Annotated in this window: 16 protein-coding genes and 1 pseudogene; 7 read left to right on the top strand and 10 right to left on the bottom strand. The window is 39.1% G+C overall.

Going from position 1 to position 20458, the window contains the following annotated elements; translation table 11 throughout:
• Positions 1-10 precede the first annotated feature (10 nt).
• The 5 genes from JOC34_RS08125 to JOC34_RS08105 form a co-directional block, all read right to left on the bottom strand.
• Entirely contained in the window at positions 11-460 is a 450-nt protein-coding gene (locus tag JOC34_RS08125) for a tripartite tricarboxylate transporter TctB family protein (protein WP_205136249.1), read from the bottom strand.
• Between the two features lie 12 nt (positions 461-472).
• Positions 473-1447, bottom strand: a complete 975-nt coding sequence (locus tag JOC34_RS08120) for a tripartite tricarboxylate transporter substrate binding protein (protein WP_205136248.1) — start codon at positions 1445-1447, stop codon at positions 473-475.
• Positions 1448-1622: 175 nt separating this feature from the next.
• The gene (locus tag JOC34_RS08115; RefSeq protein ID WP_205136247.1) at positions 1623-2306 is read right to left on the bottom strand and encodes a response regulator; all 684 of its coding nucleotides are present in this window, start codon (positions 2304-2306) and stop codon (positions 1623-1625) included.
• Positions 2307-3884 carry a sensor histidine kinase gene (locus tag JOC34_RS08110; protein WP_205136246.1) on the bottom strand — a complete coding sequence of 526 codons (1578 nt, stop codon included), beginning with the start codon at positions 3882-3884 and terminating at the stop codon, positions 2307-2309. It abuts the gene before it with no gap.
• A 240-nt stretch (positions 3885-4124) separates the two neighbouring features.
• Positions 4125-5183 carry a tartrate dehydrogenase gene (locus JOC34_RS08105; RefSeq protein WP_205136374.1) on the bottom strand — a complete coding sequence of 353 codons (1059 nt, stop codon included), beginning with the start codon at positions 5181-5183 and terminating at the stop codon, positions 4125-4127.
• A 233-nt stretch (positions 5184-5416) separates the two neighbouring features.
• On the opposite strand from JOC34_RS08105, the gene JOC34_RS08100 reads away from it, so the two are divergent.
• From JOC34_RS08100 to JOC34_RS08085, 4 genes are all read left to right on the top strand, one after another.
• Positions 5417-6580: a HEAT repeat domain-containing protein gene (locus JOC34_RS08100; protein WP_205136245.1), complete on the top strand. Its 1164-nt coding sequence runs from the start codon at positions 5417-5419 to the stop codon at positions 6578-6580.
• A gap of 37 nt (positions 6581-6617) precedes the next feature.
• Positions 6618-8567 (top strand): GTP-binding protein, encoded by a 1950-nt coding sequence (locus tag JOC34_RS08095; RefSeq protein ID WP_205136244.1) that lies wholly within the window; start codon positions 6618-6620, stop codon positions 8565-8567.
• A 59-nt stretch (positions 8568-8626) separates the two neighbouring features.
• Positions 8627-9322: a 2,3-diphosphoglycerate-dependent phosphoglycerate mutase gene (gene gpmA / locus JOC34_RS08090; protein ID WP_239544182.1), complete on the top strand. Its 696-nt coding sequence runs from the start codon at positions 8627-8629 to the stop codon at positions 9320-9322.
• 156 nt (positions 9323-9478) lie between these two features.
• Positions 9479-10669 (top strand): hypothetical protein, encoded by a 1191-nt coding sequence (locus JOC34_RS08085; protein WP_205136243.1) that lies wholly within the window; start codon positions 9479-9481, stop codon positions 10667-10669.
• A 177-nt stretch (positions 10670-10846) separates the two neighbouring features.
• Here JOC34_RS08085 and JOC34_RS08080 read toward each other — a convergent pair whose 3' ends face one another.
• Positions 10847-12277, bottom strand: a complete 1431-nt coding sequence (locus JOC34_RS08080) for a YfcC family protein (RefSeq protein WP_239544180.1) — start codon at positions 12275-12277, stop codon at positions 10847-10849.
• 218 nt (positions 12278-12495) lie between these two features.
• Here JOC34_RS08080 and JOC34_RS08075 point away from each other — a divergent pair.
• From JOC34_RS08075 to JOC34_RS08065, 3 genes and pseudogenes are all read left to right on the top strand, one after another.
• A pseudogene (locus tag JOC34_RS08075) lies at positions 12496-13679 on the top strand (M20 family metallopeptidase).
• Positions 13680-13843: 164 nt separating this feature from the next.
• On the top strand, positions 13844-14683 hold the full coding sequence (locus JOC34_RS08070; RefSeq protein ID WP_205136242.1) for a DUF3100 domain-containing protein: 840 nt from the start codon (positions 13844-13846) through the stop codon (positions 14681-14683).
• Positions 14677-15129 (top strand): hypothetical protein, encoded by a 453-nt coding sequence (locus tag JOC34_RS08065; RefSeq protein WP_205136241.1) that lies wholly within the window; start codon positions 14677-14679, stop codon positions 15127-15129. Before JOC34_RS08070 ends, JOC34_RS08065 begins: the two co-directional genes overlap by 7 nt.
• A gap of 119 nt (positions 15130-15248) precedes the next feature.
• Here the strand turns inward: JOC34_RS08065 and JOC34_RS08060 are convergent, their stop codons facing one another.
• The 4 genes from JOC34_RS08060 to JOC34_RS08045 form a co-directional block, all read right to left on the bottom strand.
• Complete coding sequence (locus JOC34_RS08060) at positions 15249-16172, bottom strand: glycine betaine ABC transporter substrate-binding protein (protein ID WP_205136240.1); 924 nt, start codon at positions 16170-16172, stop codon at positions 15249-15251.
• Between the two features lie 260 nt (positions 16173-16432).
• On the bottom strand, positions 16433-17494 hold the full coding sequence (cax, locus tag JOC34_RS08055) for a calcium/proton exchanger (RefSeq protein WP_205136239.1): 1062 nt from the start codon (positions 17492-17494) through the stop codon (positions 16433-16435).
• A gap of 407 nt (positions 17495-17901) precedes the next feature.
• On the bottom strand, positions 17902-19008 hold the full coding sequence (gene menC / locus JOC34_RS08050; RefSeq protein ID WP_205136238.1) for an o-succinylbenzoate synthase: 1107 nt from the start codon (positions 19006-19008) through the stop codon (positions 17902-17904).
• A 24-nt stretch (positions 19009-19032) separates the two neighbouring features.
• A complete protein-coding gene (locus JOC34_RS08045) occupies positions 19033-20454 on the bottom strand; it encodes a YfcC family protein (RefSeq protein ID WP_205136237.1) in 1422 nt (473 codons plus the stop codon).
• Between the last annotated feature and the right edge of the window lie 4 nt (positions 20455-20458).

Genomic DNA, 20458 nt, shown 5'->3' with positions numbered 1-20458 from the left:
TATCTCCTTTCTACGGTAAGCTAATTTGTAACAGTTGCGTAAAGCCATACCATGTACTGAATGATACAACTAGAGTTACAATCATATTCATGAGCCACTTTTTAAATCCATTTAAATAAAACAGTAGACCTGCTAAGAATAAAACCGTCGCAAGTAAATATCCTAACCATTCAAAAACCATTGTATAGATGATGCAAATCCCAATAATAATGACTATTATTTTGAACGAGTTTCCTTTTGTTAATAACGCTAAATCCTCATTATCCTTCAGATTCTCTTTATGAATATTCATTAAATCTATGACTGCAAAGATAAATATACCAATACAAACAAATAAGGGAAATTGCTTCGGACCAGAAGGCATTCCTAGTGTAGCGGGGGGCAATTGGATAATCAGAACGCCATATATAATACTTGCCACTATAAAAAATATTGGTAATGTGTAACGAACTGTCTTCATGCTCTCCACCTCCTATGGGGCTAAACCAGATTCACTTACAATATCCTTGAAAAATTCATGCTGCTCCTTTAAAAAATCAACTGTTTCGTTACTATTCATATAGAAAGCATCGAGATCATTATTATCCAAATCCGTTTTCCATTCCTCTGTTTCTACCATCTCGCTCAGCATGTCATCCCATTGAGCAATTTCTGTCTCACTCATATCTGGTGGTCCCATAATACCTCGCCAATGTGGAAATTCCACACTTACACCTTGCTCTTGCCAAGTAGGGATATCCGGAAAACTGTCAAGCCGTTCTGGGGATGTTATTGCTAAGATCTCCACTTCGCCCGCTTCATATTGCTCGGAAAGGTCAGACATAGAATTACTTGTCAGATCAATATGCCCTCCCAACAATGCATTCATAATATCACCACCACTACTGTATACTAGAAATTGCAACTCAGTAGGATCTATCCCCGATTCAATCGCAGCTTGTACAAAAGCTAGATGATTCCCACTTCCTAGTGATGGACTAACACCGATAGTTAATGATTTCGGATCCTCACGTAATTGATCCATTAATTCAGTCGCATTTTCAAATCCAGCATCAGCCTTCGTAGCAACAGCTAGCCATTCAGTAGACAGCATCGCAAGCGGGGTAAATTGTTCATAGGTTAACTCACTCTGCCCTAACAATTGTCCAGTTATTAATAAACTAGAATTCAAAGCCGCAAAGTGTCCATCCTGCTGATTTAAATATTGCCAACCTACTTCACCACCGCCACCAGGCTTGTTAATTACAGTAATATCTTCACCGGCTGTCCCATCTGCTTTCAAAGCGCGTTGAGAGGATCGCGCTGCCATATCCCAACCTCCACCTGGACTAGCTGGGGCAATAATTTCAATAGTTTTGTTTGGGAAGGTTTCGCCAACTGCTCCTTTTTGGCTCGCACAGCCCACAAGCAAAGAAATACCTATTGCAATTAGAAATAAACGTCGCATATAAACACCTCAACTTATATAAGTAAACGTTTTCAACGTTGAGATTCATTATGCCAGACAATAAAAGCAGATACAATATTATGACTTTTAGTCGCTTAATATTCTTTTATAACTTTTTATCCTTTATCGCCACTCAATTAACAAGAAAAAAACACCTATACTGCTAAGGTGTTTTTTACGCAATAACATATTTTCTTTCTGGTCGACCAATCACACCATAATTTAATCTAGTTATAGCTTGTCCCTCCGAAACAATATATTCTAAGTATCTTCTTGCCGTTGTTCGAGATATACCGACAAGATCACACATTGCATCAATTGTCACGCCGTCCTTGTTTTCTAATAAAGCATCACGTATTTTCCCAAGCGTAATAGAATCAATTCCAGAGGGTAGATCTGTCCATTTCCCCTCTGATATTTCCCCTTTCTTCTTACTACCTGAGAGTACATGTAATGTATCCTCCGCTTGAAATCCTCCACTCTGTTTAAACCAATGACTATCTTTTATATATTGTTCGATTGTTTGGATAAAATCATCCATTGACAATGGTTTTAATAGATATTGATATACACCATACCGCTTGGCTATCTGCAAGTGCTGGCGATTATCCGAAGCCGTGATTATAATTATGTCTACTTGTGGATAATTCTGGCGTATATATGGAAGTAGTTCAGTACCTAAAATATCCGGAAAGTAGATATCAAGAAGTATCAAGTGAACCTCCTCCCTAGCTAAAAGTCTTTTTAACTCCTCTCCATTCAATGCACGTCCAACCACATTGATAGACGAGAATTTTTTAACATGCTGTTCGTGTAGAAGTGCAACACGATAATCATCTTCAGCAATGACAACATTCATTTATGTTTCTCCTTTCGTTTTCGGTAAGTACAGTGAAAAAACAGTCCCACCCACTTTTAGCATACTAACTTCAACCATTCCGTCGTATTTCTTTGCAGTCTCATAAACATGTGAAAGTCCATATCCACGCTGCTCTCCTTTGCTGGAAAAACCAGTTTGGAAAATTTCCTTCACTGTTTCTGGATTTAACCCCATACCTGTATCTTGCACGTCAATTACAATTTCACTTCCAATATCAGTGATCATAACCTCGATCTTCTTTTGTTTTGCATGAAGGACAGCATCAATAGCGTTATCAAGTAAATTTCCCAACATGATTGCCATGTCAGAGACAGTAATAGATGTTCGCCCTAGGCGACTACCTTCTCCTACAACAAGTGTTACTTTTTTCTCGGCAGCTTTTGCCATTTTCCCAAGTAAGATTGCATGTACTCCCGGGTCTTCTATCATTTGTAACATCGGTATTGCCTGCTTTTCCTCCAACGTCTCTTCTTCAATAAATTGTAAAGCTTCATCATAATGTTCAATCTGAAGCAGTCCCATAAGGACATATAATTTATTTTTATATTCATGTGCCTGAGCACGTAAACCGTCTGAATAACCTTGAATTTGTAAAATCGTTTCCTGTAGCTGTTTGATATCTGTTTTATCACGAAAACTACATATTGCTCCCACAATCTCCTGACCATGATACAAAGGACGCCTATTTGTAATCAATACGCTTCCATCATATAATTGCTCTTTGTCATAGCTACTTTCTCCTTTGCGGAATGTCTCAAGCAACCCAAGCGCTTTTACCAATTCTCTCTGTTCATCCTTTGTTTGCACCAGCTTTTTTGCTGATGGATTAATCATAGAAATATTTTGACTTTTATCAATCACGACGATACCTTCTTTAACTGCATCAAGCATCGCTTCACGTTCTCTAAACAAGCCAGCGATAGTTGCAGGTTCAAACCCTAACGTATCTGATTGAATACTCCGAGCAAGAAATAATGCACTCCCAATACATACAATGATGCCAATAATGGCTACTAAAATTAGCCTAAATATTTTTTTTATAATCGTAGCATTGATATCCTCATTTAAATACTCCACAGTAATCGCACCGACTACTTGCTCTCCCCCATATATCTTTTCATAAATTGGGGCCGTAGTCATCACTGAGGGACCTCCCGCACCTTCCGCTTCCTTTGTTATATAGGAACCGAATAATAGTGATTGAGTAAAGTGGCATTTTTCTCCTGACGTACCGATTTTTGTTTCATCTGGATGAATAATGAAAATCCCGTCACGATCAACAACTGTAACTATAGGATTTTCAGCATGCAATCGAACACGGTCAATAATTCCCTGTATTTCAGAATAATCATTGCTCTTAATGGCCTTTGTTAACGCCGGCATAAAACTGAGCCCATTTGCCGTTTGCCTTGATAACTGTTCAAATCTTTCTTGCGAGTTCTTTACCTCAATATAAGAAAATGCGGCCATCAATATCAATATAAGAAACATAGATGATATCAAAAAAATAAACATGATGCGTTTACGAATTGTCATATTTTTGATGGTAAAAGACATGCACATCACCTCATTAAGAAAACCATTTTTAAAAATGGTTTTGCTTATGATCATACCAAAATTGTTCGATTAATAATATTCATTTTCAAAAGATAAATATCCACACTGTTTCTTACCGCCTTTGTGGACACCAAGAGCGCCTTTTCAACAAGGCGCTCCCATTAAAATAAATAAAGTACTCCCTTTAAATGAATTAATTACGATAAATTTTCTACAATAATACATCTGATTTAATATTTTTTATTTCTTCTTCAATCTAGCAATAATTTCATCCGTTACCTCATCTGTTGCGTGCTTACCACCTATATCCGGTGTCAGGAACCCGTCACCTGTTACATCTTCAATAACTTCAAGCAATGTACGTCCAATCTCTTCCTCCCCAAAATGATCCAACATCATTTTGGCTGTCCAAATTTGTCCGATTGGATTAGCTATTCCTTTACCAGCAATATCAGGAGCAGATCCATGAACAGGCTCAAACATAGATGGATATTTCCCATTCACATTGATGTTTGCAGATGGTGCAATACCAACACTCCCCATAATTGCTGCACCCAAATCAGATAAAATATCGCCAAACAAATTACTCGCTACAATTACATCAAACTTCTCCGGATGGGTAACAAAGAAAGCTGACAATGCATCGATATGCTGGGAATCGATTTGAATATCCTTGTAATCCTTTGCCACTCCCGTAAAAATTTCATCCCAGAATGGCATCGAATATACAATCCCATTCGATTTTGTCGCGCTCGTCACATGCTTATTACGCTTTGAAGCCAATTCAAAACCAAATCTGATTGCGCGTTCACTGCCTTTTCTTGAAAATATGCTGTTCTGGATGGCAATTTCATCTTCATCACGAAATATCCTTCCGCCGACAGAACTGTATTCTCCTTCGCTATTTTCCCGAACGATCGTGATATCAAAATCCTTTGGTGTCGCTAAAGGGGATTTTACACCGTTCATTACCTTTGCAGGACGCAGATTAATGACTTGCTCGAATTCACGGCGTATTTTTATCAAGAGTCCCCACAGCGAAATGTGATCTGGTACAAGTGCTTTATTACCAATCGCCCCTAGAAATATCGCATCGAAGTCTGTTAGTCTATCAAGCCCGTCTGCAGGCATCATTGCGTCATGTTTTAAATAGTAGTCACACCCATATGGGAAATCAGTGAAATCAAATGTTAATCCCCCATGAATATCTGATATCGTTTTCAAAACTTTATTTGCTGCTGGCACTACTTCATTCCCAACGCCATCACCCGGTATATTCGCGACTTTCAGCTTTTTCATCATGCATCCCCTCTCCTTGATTCTTTCGTAAGTTATGCTATACGCTTCCTTTCATTATACCTTAACTTATCATATATTCTAATTATTTCATTTGGAACAGATGGTATGTATGATAGAAAAATCGAATCAGTAATATTTTATCTAAACTTCCTCCCAGTCTTTTTAATGCCTAATCACTCGACACGCCTTCCTCCTTCACTGTACAATTAAAGGAAGAAGTAAGGAGTGTTTTTATGTCTTTCGTTGAAAAAGTACAACCCTATATATTAAGTGATGATAAACATGTTAGCGAATTTGCTTTGAAAGCAATCGAAAAAAGTTATTTAGGAACGGAACAAACCTTTTTAAATGCCTTAAAAGCAGTGGACAAGCTGCCTGCGAAGATCAGAAGCAACCCCATTATTCCTTTTACAAGAAACTTACCTGTAACAGCACGCATACTTGACGAAGTCATCGCACGTATTAAGGTGAAGGATCATAATCTTGCCTGGTACGCATCCATCTTGGAATACACGCCAACCGATCTGCTAGCAAAGTATCAGACGGAACTGGAAAAACTTACAAATGAGAAGGTCCTCCACCAGATGATTCGACTTCGGTCCATGGATAGCGAGGCCTTGTTTACGGAAGCAAATGGAGTGATGAATGCTTTAGAAAAGCGAGAATATAATCATAGCCTGTTTCTTTACGGAAAACGTGCCCTCAGGGAACTCATTAACCGTGGCGAATATGAACCAGATAACTTTTCTAACATTGGTAATGGAATAACATCAGCGTTAAATGAGGAGCTTTTTTCATTAAACGGTATTTACAATGTGTTTCTCGTTGGTGAACAAAAGATTCAATCCCTCGTCCCCACACTAATATCACTGTTAGTGAGGACGGAAGAAGATCTACTAATAGAGGAAGCCATTGATGCCTTAATCAAAATTGGTACAGAAGAAGTATTAGGAGAAGTTGAAAAGTATATTCAAAACGAGGATACTGCATTTGCTGCAATAGAAATAATTGGCAATATCAAGCTTCCGGCCGCAGAAGAAATACTCCTTCGACAATTGGATAATGCATCCGATCAAACAGCAAAGACCCTGATGGCAGAAGCCCTATGTCTTCAACTTTCAACCACTGCAATACCAATGATTGCAGATCTAGTGGAAGATGGTTTTGATGACACAATCCTTGATTTGCGGGAAGTTCTCTATCCAGCTTGCATCATAACTCAAACCAACCACCCGAAATTAGAAGACTGGAAACAACATCTCGACGAAATGGATGCCTACTGGAAGCAGCAACAAAAGCGACTATTTGAAGAAGAAGCAACAAGCAAGGGGATCGGACGAAACGATCCTTGTATCTGTGGTAGCGGGGAAAAATTTAAGAACTGTTGTGGCGCATAATTAAGGGATGAAATTTCCCTGTGATGGGGTGGAAAAAGTGAATAAAACGATTGGTATACTCGCGCATGTTGATGCAGGAAAAACAACCTTCTCGGAACAACTGCTTTATCATATGAAAAGTATTCAAAACAAGGGACGTGTCGATCACAAAAACACTTTTCTCGATAGTCATCAGATAGAAAAAGAGAGAGGTATTACTGTATTTGCAGATCAGGGGAAATTCACTTCTTCCGGCTCAACCTACTATCTGCTCGACACACCTGGTCATGTCGACTTTTCTCCGGAGATGGAGCGTGCCATTCAGGTAATGGATTATGCCATCCTCATTATTAGTGCTGTGAAAGGGATCGAAGGACATACCGAAACCGTCTGGCAACTACTAAAAAAATATGATGTGCCGGTATTCATCTTTTTAAATAAAACAGATCGTGAAGGTGCTGACGTGGATCGTGTTTTAAAAGAGGTGCGCGCTCAATTAACGAAGGATGTATATGACATTACAACCGCTTACGATAATGGAATAATGCAGGAGGACTTGATTGAATTTATCGCAGAACGGGATGAATCACTGTTAAACACTTACTTAGAAAACGGTTATGAAGCGGATTTATGGTTTCATACACTCGTAAAATTGATCAGTGAGAGAAAAATTTTTACCTGTTCCAGTGGTTCGGCATTAAACAATAGTGGCATGGTTGATTTTTTTGAAAAACTGGATCAATTAACAGATACCACCTACATCGACGATGCTGCTTTTGCCGGACAGGTTTACAAAATTCGCTATGATGACAACGGAAACCGGGTTACTTTTATCAAAGCTTTAGCTGGCACATTGCGTGTTCGCGATCTGCTTCGTTGTGGAGATGAAGCGGATAAAATAACACAGGTCCGAGTCTATAATGGCAAAAACTATCAAACAGTGAACGAGGTTCATGCTGGTGAACTGTTTGCCGTAACCGGGTTATCTTCTGCCTCCGTCGGTGATGGCGTTGGTGAATGCCAGAAAAAGGCAAAATATGATTTGGTGCCCACCCTAAAATCCAAGGTCGTGTTCGATCCATCCATATCCGTGAAAGAAGTACTGAAATATTTTAACATGCTTGATGCAGAAGACCCGTCATTACGCATGATCTGGGATGAACAATTCCAGGAAATCTATATCCATGTAATGGGCGTTATTCAGCTGGAAGTATTGAAACAGCTTGTTGAAGAAAGATTCCAGCTGAATGTTTCTTTTGAGGCGCCCAAAATACTTTATAAAGAAACGATAGAAACCACTGTAATTGGGTATGGCCACTTTGAACCCCTGAAACATTATGCCGAAGTACATCTCAAGATAGAACCTGCACCACGAAACAGCGGGATTACCTTTGAAAATATTTGTCACGCCAATGATCTATCCATTGGCAATCAAAACTTAATTCGCCACTATTTATTTGAACGTGATCACCATGGGCTTTTGACTGGTTCTGCACTTACCGATGTCAAGATCACGTTACTTACTGGTAGTGCACATCATAAACATACTTCCGGCGGAGATTTTAGAGAAGCAACCTATCGTGCGTTAAGACAAGGATTGGAAAAGGCAAGCAATGTCCTGCTCGAGCCATATTATGATTTTAAAATAAAAGTGGATCTAGACGAGATCGGAAGAGTACTATCAGATATGCAGCAAGCACATGGTACCTTCGATCCTCCCGAAACAATAGGGGGAAAAATGACTGTTACAGGAAGCGCACCTGTCGCTAATTTGATGCATTACAATACAACATTTACTTCCTTCACACATGGCAAAGGGGTATTAAATCTTCGGTTTAGCGGGTATGACCGTTGTCATAATGAAGCGGGCGTGATCGAACGTATTGCCTATGACAAAGAAGCAGATCCAGCATACACCTCAACATCGATCTTTTGCGCAAAAGGCAAAGGATATAAAGTGCCTTGGAATCAAGCGGAAAATGCGATGCATATGGATCGATCCGTGTGAACAACAAGAAAAATGGGTACAGTATATCATTACAATGCATTCAAAAAAGGAGGTAAATTATGAAACTAGTACTGATCCGTCATGGAGAAAGTGAATGGAATTTAGCTAACCTTTTTACAGGCTGGACAGATGTTGATCTAACAAAACACGGTATCGCTGGGGCTAAAAGGGCTGGACAACTCCTAAAGCAACAGGGTTATCATTTTGATGTGGCGTATACATCGTATTTAAAACGAGCCATTAAGACATTGGATTATGTCCTGGAAGAAATGGATGAAATGTGGATCCCAGTTCATAAATCTTGGAGATTAAATGAACGACATTACGGTGCTTTACAAGGATTAAACAAAGCAGAAACTGCTGAGAAATATGGAAATGAACAAGTGCACATCTGGCGTCGAAGCTTTGATGTTTCTCCTCCTCCACTGGAACAGGATGACAAACGTTTTCCTGGAGCAGAAAGAAAATACAGCAAATTGCTTCCTCAAGAACTCCCGACAGCTGAAAGTCTCAAAGCAACTATCGAGCGCGTGATCCCTTATTGGGAAAAGTATGTGGTGCCTGATCTAAAGAACGGGAAAAAGGTAATCATTACTGCACATGGCAATAGCTTGAGAGCCTTAGTAAAGTATCTCGAAAACATTAGTGACGAAGACATTGCTGGATTTAATATTCCAACAAGCGTTCCGTTAGTGTATGAATTGGATGATCAGCTTCGACCCATAAAGAAATATTATTTAGAGGATGAGGACTAAGATGCAGTGTTGTGATCACAACACTGCATCTTGTTTCGTATGAGGACGATCTGCTCCGCACTAAGTTTGTATTATTTCAAAAAGGGAAGAAATAGAAAAGCATTTACATTCGTCTCTTTGCTTTTTCGAAGATGCAACGTAAAAGGAGGTTAACATTTGGAACAATTGACGATCGGTATTATCCCGGCTCCCGATTTACCTGCTGCAGATGCAGAGGCAATAAAAGATGATCTGCCTAAAGCACTTTCCACAACTATTGACGACGAAATAGAATGGAATGTAGAAATCGAGGTAAGCCCCCTTACAGGTGCAGCAGAAAAAGTAAAAGATATCATGGAGGAAGCCAAAAAGTTATTAGATAAAAATAATTGGGACTACGCGATCTGCCTCACTGATCTACCCATTTTTTCAGGTAAAAACGTCGTCCTGGCCGATGCAAATGTAGCTGATTGTGTGGCACAGATTTCACTACCTGCCTTTGGTGCATTACCAACACCAAAACGAGTGAAAAAAACCGTCGTTCATATGGTGAAGGAATTGCATACACGGCATATGGATAAAGATAATGAGCAACAGATGCTTCAAAAAGGGATCGGCCCGTTAGATAAACGGGAACAGAAGGGGTTTTTCAGTAAATTAAAAGGTGCTTTCCTTTTTTCTCCGATTCGCAGAAAGTCATCTCCACAAGATATTGATGGGATTGGTGTAGGAGTAAGATTTATTATCGCTTCCAGATTAATTGGATTGGTACATGTGTTATTAGGGATGGCAGCTTCAAACCGCCCATGGACGATTATGCCTTCGTTTAAAGGTGTAGTGGCACTTGCCTTTGCTTCTGGTGCATATGGGTTGATTTTCCCGACTTTGTGGCAATTAAGTGTTAACTATGAAATCCCCCGGTTTATTGGTTTGATGATCGCATCCATTTTGGCGATGATTATCTGGATTGTCTTTGCCCATAATTTATGGGAACGTCCGAAAAAGGATAGTAGCAACCACCTAAGGATGTTGTACAATGCAGCCACCATTATTACGTTGACCACCTCTATTTTGATGTATTATTTTGTATTATTTCTACTCTTTCTCGTAGCTGTTTCCATTTTTGTCCCACCTGATCTTTATGGCGCCCAAACAGACCAAAATATAGAAGTTACACATTATATCAAACTCGCGTGGCTTGTTACTTCTGTTGCTACAGTTGCAGGTTCTATTGGATCTGGTCTTGAGAAAACAGAAGAAGTAGGTAAGATCACCTATGGCTATAGACAATATCTTCGCTATGAACAGATGAAACAAATTGAAAAGAAAAAGGAAGAGGAAAAGTATGGTAAAAGTGAGAATGAATAAAACATCCAGAACATAAGAATGCTACACAACTTGAATTCAGTTGGCTTTTTTAATCATGGCCCTTCCCTCACTGATAAGGGTATAGACAGGTACCAGGCTAGATTTATTAGCCTAGTACCGCTTTTCATTGTCCTCCCCAGCTTTTAAATAGAGGGATAATATTCTGTGACACGCCCCCTAAAATGGCCCCCAATTGATCATGACACCAATGGACAAGGTAATAATTGCAATTACCAGCCAAATAACAAATAGTGGCATCACCCATTTTAACCACTTGGTCCATGACAGATCAGCAACGGCTAGGCTCGCCATTAGAATCCCTGAAGTAGGAAAAATAAGATTGGTTAAGCCGTCGCCAAATTGAAATGCCTGTACAGCTACCTGCCTTGTAACACCAACCATATCAGATAAAGGAACTAACATTGGCATCGCAATCATTGCCTGTCCACTTCCAGAGTTGACTAGAAAGTTTAATATCGAGTTTGAAACAAACATGCCAATTGCCGCCGCAACCGGTGATAAGTTTTCCAATGGAACAGATATCCCATAAACGATCGTATCTAATATTTGTCCGTCTTCCAGAACAACAATAACAGATCTTGCTAACCCCACAACCATAGCGCCATATACCATGTTTTTTGTACCTTCAAGGAAAGTAGCAGCAAGCGTATTATAATGCATCCCCGCTATAATACCAGATCCAAGTCCAATAAATACAAAGAAAGCAGACATATGATTAATCGTCCATTCCAATTGGATAGATCCATAGACGAAAAACGCCAAACTTAACGCTACAAATAGCAGCAATATTTTATGTCTGCTTGTAAAAGGTGCGTCTAACTCACCTTCATCATTACCATCCTCATCTCCTGTATAAACACCGATTAAACTCTTAGATGGATCCGCTAATATTTTCTTCGCATAGCGCCACGTGTACCAAATGATGGTCATTAATATAATAATAAATATAATAATCCGGAATAACATACCAGAAAACAATGGAAGATCTGCAATATCCTGCGCGATTCCTAATGTATAAGGATTGATAAACCCAACACTGAATCCAGCAAAATTAGCCCCAAATGTAATTGCAACAGCAACGATTGCATCGAGTTTCAGCGTCCTTGCGATAATAACACCGATCACTACAAACGCAATAACCGCATTGGCAACAGCACCAACCGCTCCCGCTAATGCAAATATAGTGGAAACAATAGCGATCAGCCAAAATTCATTTCCCCGTGTCATATGAACTGCCCGATGGATCACTCCACGTAGTGCGCCGGAACGCTCGATGATTTCAAACATACCCCCGGTAAATAGAACGAGAAAGATAATATCCGCAGACTCTACCATTCCCATTTGGATTGCGTGAAAAAAGTCCAAGAATCCTAATGTTTCATTATCTGTTTCCTGATACGTATTTGGGACAACCCTTTCCACTCCATCGATAATCTCTCTTTCAAACGTGCCTGATGGCAAAATGTATGTTGCAACAAAGCCAAATAATAGCACTAGAAATAAGATAACGTATGTATCTGGCATCTCCCATCTTTTTCTCTGCTTCTGATCAGGATTTGCTAGATTGCTTTCTCCATGCTCACTCATACACTTCCCCCTCCGTACATCATCTCATTGTCGACTGTCGACATATTCTGAAACTACAATAAAATCACCATACCATAATTTGACAATTTGGTAAATACGCCTTTTTATAAATTAATTTACAACTTCTTCAGGAAACATTTAATATATAGACAATCACGATTAAAACTGGTAATGTTTATATTATTCTGTTTTGAGACAATATTTGAGGAGGGGATGTTATGACTAAATTATTTGAAGAATTAGATATAATATACAATGAAATAGTAGCTATTCGTCGCCATTTGCATCAGTATCCCGAGCTTTCGTTTGAAGAAGTTAACACCGCAAAATACATAGCTGATTTCCATGAAAAGTTAGGACATCAAGTACGAACGAATGTTGGCGGCAATGGTGTATTAGCTTACCTTAAAGGGGAAAAACCCGGCCCCACAGTTGCATTACGGGCAGATTTTGATGCACTACCAATTCATGAGCAGACAGATGTTCCGTTCAAATCAAATAATGATGGTGTGATGCACGCATGTGGACATGATGGACATACAGCAACTTTATTAGGATTAGCCAAAGTTTTGAATGGCATGCAGTCAGAAATTAAGGCACAATTGTTTTTCTTCATCAACATGCAGAGGAATTGCCTCCAGGTGGGGCTATTGAAATGATTAACGACGGTTGTCTCGATGGGGTTGATGTTATTTTTGGAACACATTTACAAGCACAGATGCCGCTTGGTGAAATCGGTTATCGCTCTGGTCCACTACAAGCCGCTCCAGATCGTTTCGATATTAAAATTCAAGGAGAGGGTGGGCATGGCGCTTCACCCCACGAAACAAAGGATAGCATATTGATTGCTGGTCAGTTGATTAATAACCTGCAACAAATTGTCAGTAGAAAAGTCGATCCATTGGAATCCGCGGTTGTCTCTATCTGTTCCATTGAAGCAAAAAATCCATATAACGTTATTGCAGATACAGTCAATATGACAGGAACTGTTCGCACATTTAAGGAAGAGATACGCAACATGATTGAAGCAGAAATTGAAAGAATTATCAAGGGAACATGCCTTGTCTCAGACGCATCTTATGAGTATGACTATGTTAGGGGCTACCCAACAACCGTTAATCATCAAGTAGAAACAGCGTTTGTTGCAGCTTTGGCTCCGGATGTTCCTGGTGTTGAAATAGTGAAAGAAACGGAACCTATTATGGGAGGAGAAGATTTCTCTTACTATTTACAACAGGTAAAAGGTACATTCTTTTTTACGGGAGCAAGAAATCCAAAATGGGAGAAGGACTATCCACACCATCATCCAAAATTCGATATTGATGAACAGGCATTATTAATAGCAGCAAAAGTGCTTGGTTCAGCAACACTAACTTATATGGAACAAAATGCAGAAAAATAAATTCCAAGTGCTTATGCAGCTAATTTAGAAAACACTACTGCGTTCGAAGTTCAACAGTACTAAAGCAAAGCGTCTGCCTTCAAGGTGGAAATTTCAATAACACCGATAAGACCTTTTTATAACCCTGTAAACAGACATCATGAAAAGAAAAAGGAGATGAAAAGATGGCACAACAACTGCAGCGCCTATGGAAAGATTGGAGATTGCATACACTCGTTCTTGCAATCGTCTTACTCACTGAAATGATTGGAACCCATGAGGTTTCTATCGGACCGGGACTTATATTGTTATTGCCGATGTTATACGCCGTAATTATAGGAATCGCTCTATTCTTTACTCCGCTTGTAAATGAAAAACAGACTAAACATGCTGAACAGCTCGTTTTTCTGTCAGTTACATTATTAATTGCAAAATTTGGAGTGCAGGCAGGACCAGCCTTGCCAAAGTTAATTGCAGCAGGACCAGCCTTACTACTGCAAGAGTTTGGTAATTTAGGCACCATCTTTTTGGCTCTACCAGTAGCGATACTACTTGGTCTAAAACGAGAGACGATCGGAATGACACATTCCATTGGACGCGAGGCAAATATCGCATTAATTTCTGATAAATACGGATTCGCTTCACCAGAAGGCCGAGGCGTTATGGCAATGTATATTTTTGGTACTGTTTTTGGTGCTATTTTTATGGGACTAATATCCGGATTTCTATCAAGCGTTACACCAATGCATCCCCTATCTTTCGCAATGGCAACTGGCATCGGCAGTGGTAGTATGGCTGCCGCTGGCTTGGGTCCACTTGTAGCGGCGTTTCCAGATATGAGTGAGGAAATTATTGCGTTTTCGGGTGCGAGTAATCTTGCCTCGACCGTTACAGGACTCTATATGAGTATCTTCATTGCTTTGCCACTAACAGAGAAAATGTATGGCTGGTTTAGAGGCAAGAAAGACAAAAATCCAACAAAGATTCCGAGCAGAAATCAAAGGCGGTGTTATAAGTTATGCTAAAAAATATTCAAGAATGGGTCATGGTATTTCTTATAATTGGAGCAATCATTTTAATTGGAAATTGGGTAGGCTACGATATTTTGCCAACTGCGGCGATTCCCGGAATCCTTACATTAATTGCTATTTGTTTACTTGGATTAATCATTCATCGACTGCTTCCATTCAAATTACCAAGTATTGCTTATATTGGCATATTAGGTTTCGTGCTAACCATACCAGGTGTGCCTGGCTCAACCTATATTGTTCAATGGACAAATGAAGTTACCCTTTTAGCTATCACAACTCCTATCTTGGCATACGCTGGTATTTCTATCGGCGGCTCTTGGGCAGACTTTGCTAAATTGGGCTGGAAGACAATTGTGGTCGGAATGTGTGTATTAATTGGTACCTTTATGGGATCAGCGATTATTGCTGAAATCGTACTACGGTTTCAGGGAATTATTTGATGTAGGGGTATGTAATAAAAATGTCCATGCCCTGTGATTTTCGGGACATGGACAACCTAAGTACTTTTTTCTAGTTTCTCAAATACCTTAATCAGTTCGGAAAACCGATGATTTCCTTATTATTTCGCTGGTTCAAGGTCTTCAATAGAATCAATATCCATATATTCTGGAACAACGAGTCCGATTTTAGCTCCTTCTAAATTGGCACCCAAATCATCAAAGTCATCAGAAAACTCGTCATAGAAGTCTTTATGTGTAATAGGCATCCATGCTGCCAATGTCGCATCACCATCTCCATTTGCAATAGATTCAAATACTACCGCGACATCAACTGGAGTCACCGTCACATCAAAACCTTTCTGTTTTAGAGCTTCTGAAACCACTCCTGCTGATGCAAGTTCAGAGTCCCACGGTGTTGCAACTAATTCGAATTTCTCACCATTTCCATCTTCAACACCATCTGTCCATTCAGCAACTTTTTCCGGATTATCCTCTACCCAACGCTTAGCTACTACATCAATATCATCACCAAATTCCTGGGATTCGAACATAATCCCTTCCATATCTTCCACTTCCCAGTGAAACTGTTCAATTAATTTAGCAGCATTTGGCATTTCCTCTTTCAGACCTTTACGCGCTAATGATCTGATTTCCTCATCTTCCCCATATACTCCTTTGGTATCCTCCAAATACTTCATATCCGGATACTTCGTAAACATCCAATGCGGATTCCATCCTGTAATAACAATTGGTTCTTCATTCACCATTGCTGAATCTAATTCTGAAATCATTGCAGCTGTTGAAGATTGCTCAAGCTCCCATCCTTGCAAGCTATCATATTCCTCGATGGCTTTTTCGGTGGTAACAGTGATACCAGCACCTGGTTCAATACCTGTGATCGTGTAATCAACGCTCTCGCTGTATCCTTCTTCACCCTCCGAATTTTTCTCACCTTCATCAGAACTGCATCCTGCAACAAGAATTATCAATAAAATTGCGGTAATAAAAATAATCTTTTTACGTAATGTTTGTTTTATAAACATCCATTCTGCCTCCCACTTTTTTGTTTAGAATAAAAAGAATACTATACGGGTATAACAGCCCTACTTCTCTACGTTGTTTCAGCGTTGGATTATCCTATACACATATAGGTCTTTATATTCAGAAAAACTTATTATTATGTAATTTAAATCTTGTTACCAGCTTATTACAAATACATGATAAATTCAAACCTTAAATAGTGAGCAAACAGTTTATTCTGTAAAAAATGAACAGATTATTTTGATTCTCTAATTCCTACTTCTTAAACCAAATAAAATCCAATACCCATGATAAAATAAGCGGCTAATAAGACCAGTCCGTCAAACCAATTGGAATCCCCATCCGTCGAAAGCATATTCATTAATAAAACCGCTGCTGCCATCGCGATAAGTTCTGGCCAGGTAAACAATAATGGCATCGTTATCGGGAAAAGAAGGGATAGCAAAACAAGCACTGGCGCCACAAACATCGCCACTTGCAGGGTTGAGCCAACAGCAATTTCAACCGCAACATCCATCTTATTTTTATATGCCATGATGACTGCCGACGCATGTTCTGCGGCATTACCAACAATCGCGACAATAATCACCCCAATAAATAATTCTGTCCAGCCAAATTTTTCTCCGACTGCATGAAACGTATCAACTAAACTTTCTGAGATATAGGCTACAATGATCGTCGCGATAGCTAGCACAATAAGTGCTTTTATTTTGCCCCATTCTGGGACCTCTACTTCGTGATTCTTTGGGCCTGTCGCTTCATTTGCATAAACACCGCGATGTGTCACTAATTTAAATAACAGGGCTGCTAGGTATAAAACAATTAAAATAATAGAGACCCCAATACTAAATATCATTATATCTCGTTCACCCATCGTGCTCGTGAACACCTTCGGAATGACAAAAGCAATAATCATAGCAAAAATCATAAGTCCTGCATTATGCTGTGCATCGTGAATATTGAAGGTTTGTCGTTTATACTTCAAGCCACCAACAAAAAAGGAAAGTCCAGCTACAAGTAATAAATTTCCCAAAATGGAACCAGTTAACGAAGCTAATACAATACCGATAAGTCCAGCTTTAAGTGCAAAAATAGATATGATTAGTTCGACTGCATTGCCAAACGTAGCATTCAGTAATCCGCCAATTCTAGGCCCCATGATAATCGCTAGGCTTTCTGTTGCTCTTCCTATAAATCCGGCCAAAGCAATAATTGTTAAACAGTACACAATAAACATCGCCGTTGCTGGCCAGTGAAGTATCGATCCAATCACTGAAATCGGTACACCAATCACAACTAAAACCAAGAATAATTTATTTATCATATTTATTTTCCCGCCTTCCTCCATTTCGCCTGATTATAGCGTTCCCATTCAAGTTGAATTTTATTTGAACCAGATTGGTATATATAACTAGGGAAAAGTAATCCGTAATTCTATTCATACGGGGATTAGGGAAAATTATTAAAAAATATATCGGTTGCTGCTATTTTTTTATAAACCTTTCATCAAAAAACGCCTTAGCTGATTTAAATTCAGCTAAGGCGTTTCATTAAGCGAGTTGTTGTTTGTTCCAATTGAGTTTTGCAATGGTATATACAGAAACAACAAGCAAAGCTACTGTAACATATGACGGGCAATTAAACCCCCGCTAAAATAATATAGATTTAGATGGGGGATAACTGCCCGCAAAAGCCTGATTAGATCAGCTCCCACTACAATGAGATTTAACTTTATTTAAATTCTTTATGCGCTACAGTATGCTTCTTTATTTCCTCACGATTTACATCAAAGCCAATTCCAGGCCCTTCTGGCACATCCAGCAAACCATGGTGAACAACTACTTCAGGCTGTATGATATCCTTTTCCCAATAACGAGACGATGCGGCTGTGTCCCCAGGTAATGTAAAATTTGCTAAAGATGTTATCGCAATATTATGTGCGCGTCCTATTCCTGATTCAAGCATTCCTCCACACCAAACTGGGATATTGGCTTTTTCACACATATCATGAATTCGTTTCGCTTCTGTTAAGCCCCCAACCCTGCCGACCTTCAGATTGATTATCTTTCCACTACCAATCTCGATTGCTTGTCTTGCATTTTCATAAGAATGAATACTTTCATCAAGACAGATTGGCGTTTTTATGCTTTTTTGTAATTTAGCATGATCAATTAAATCCCCCGCAGTTAATGGTTGTTCGATCATCATTAAATGGTATTGGTCCATTTTTTTCAGTGTATCTATATCGCTAAGGGTGTAGGCAGAATTTGCATCGACCATTAACGGGATATCTGGGAAATGCTTGCGTACCTCATCTAATACGTCCAGATCTTTCCCTGGTTTTATTTTTATCTTTATTCGTTTATAACCTTCATCTACTTTCAATTTTATAGACTGCAGTAAATCGTTAATATTTTCTTCAATACCAAGACTAATGCCTACTTCAATTGTTTTCCTCACGCCACCTAAACTGCTAGCAAGAGATTCTCCTCTTGTTTTTGCATATAGATCCCAAATTGCTCCCTCGAGTGCTGACTTGGCCAAATTATTCCTTTTAAAAGGCTTGAATTTATCTTGAAGTTCATCTGGATGTTTAATCTCCTGATTAATAACCAGAGGAATAAGATTTTTCTCCAACATATACCATGCAGATTGTGTAAATTCTTCAATATATAATGGTAGTTCTGAAGTGACACACTCCCCCCAACCAGATAATCCTTCATCACTTTTGGCCTCTACAAGTAAGAATAATCGATCCTGCTGCGTGCCAAAACTAGTTGTAAAGGGATTCTTCATTCGCATATTCATTTTATAGAGATGTATCTCATTTACTTTCATTTAAAATACCTCCTTCTATTTATATTACATTGGTCCCCAGTTCATTAAAACACCAATTACCAAATAAATTGTTCCTATCACATACCAAATTAAAACCAATGGAATAGCAAACTTAATCCATTTTATCCACGGTATACCAGCAATTGCTAGATTCGCCATGAGGACACCAGACAATGGTGTAATGATGTTTGTAAATCCGTCCCCCATGGCGTAAGCTTGTACAGCAACCTGTCTTGGAATTTCCATTATATCGGCAAGCGGTGTCATGATTGGCATGACAATCGCAGCCTGACCACTACCAGAGGAAACAATTAAATTAAACAACCCATTACCGATAAACATTACGATAGCACCTGTTACACTAGAAAATGATCCCATTGCATTTGCCATTCCTTGCACAATCGTATCCAGTACTAAGCCATTTTCTAACACAACAACAATCGATCTTGCCATACCAATAATCAACGCTCCATAAATAACGCTCTTACTTCCATTGATGAATACCTCAACTAGTTTATTTGCACCCATTCTATCAATAATCGCAGTACCAATTGCAATTATGATAAATATGCCTGCCATTTCATTGATTGCCCATTCTAAATTGAAAACACCGTATACATAAATACCAATACCTACAATCAATAGCCCAAGCACTAGTTTATGTTTAGTAGTTAACGTGGATGATACCTCATCCATATCTTTATCATCGTTTTTCGGAAATCTATTACTACCTAATATACTTCGTTCCGGATCTTTCTTTACCCTATTTGCATACCACAAAATATAAGCAATGGTAGAGGCTACAATTGTTATGTAGATAATGATTCGATAACCGATTCCGGAAAACAATGGTAATTGAGCAATTTGCTGAGCAAATCCAGTAGTCATTGGGTCAAGGAAGCCAATAGCAAAACCCGAATATGCGCCAAGATATATAATAGCCACGCCAACAATAGCATCCATTTTCATTGCTCTAGCTAAAATAATACCAATTGGAATGAACGCAATTACTGCATTAGCAATTATCCCCAATCCACCAAAGACAGAAAACAATGCTGCAACAATGATGATAAGTACCCATTCCTTATTTTTCGTTTTAGCTATGGTTCTCATAATCAGACTATCTATTGCCCCTGTTTTTTCTATTACTGCAAATGAACCACCAATGGTCAATACGAGAAAGATTAACCCCGCTCCACCGATCATACCTTCCTGTATAGAAGTAAAGACTTCAATGATACTAGTAGAAGCTTGGTCCACCCTCTCATAGCTATCAGGGATGATTACAGAAATGCCATTTTCAGCAGTTTCTCTTTCAAAAGTACCCGCTGGAATAATATAAGTTAAAATCGCTGCAAGTATTAAAATAGCAAAAATGATTACATACGCATCCGGTAATACCATTTGCTTCTTAACTTTTCGTTCCGATTGCTGTTTCCTGCTCATTTTT

This window comes from Virgibacillus halotolerans (genome assembly GCF_016908515.1).
Classification (GTDB): Bacteria; Bacillota; Bacilli; order Bacillales; family Amphibacillaceae; genus Virgibacillus_M; species Virgibacillus_M halotolerans.
The sequence above is the reverse complement of the archived record's forward strand: the minus strand, read 5'-3'. Positions and strand labels throughout refer to the sequence as shown.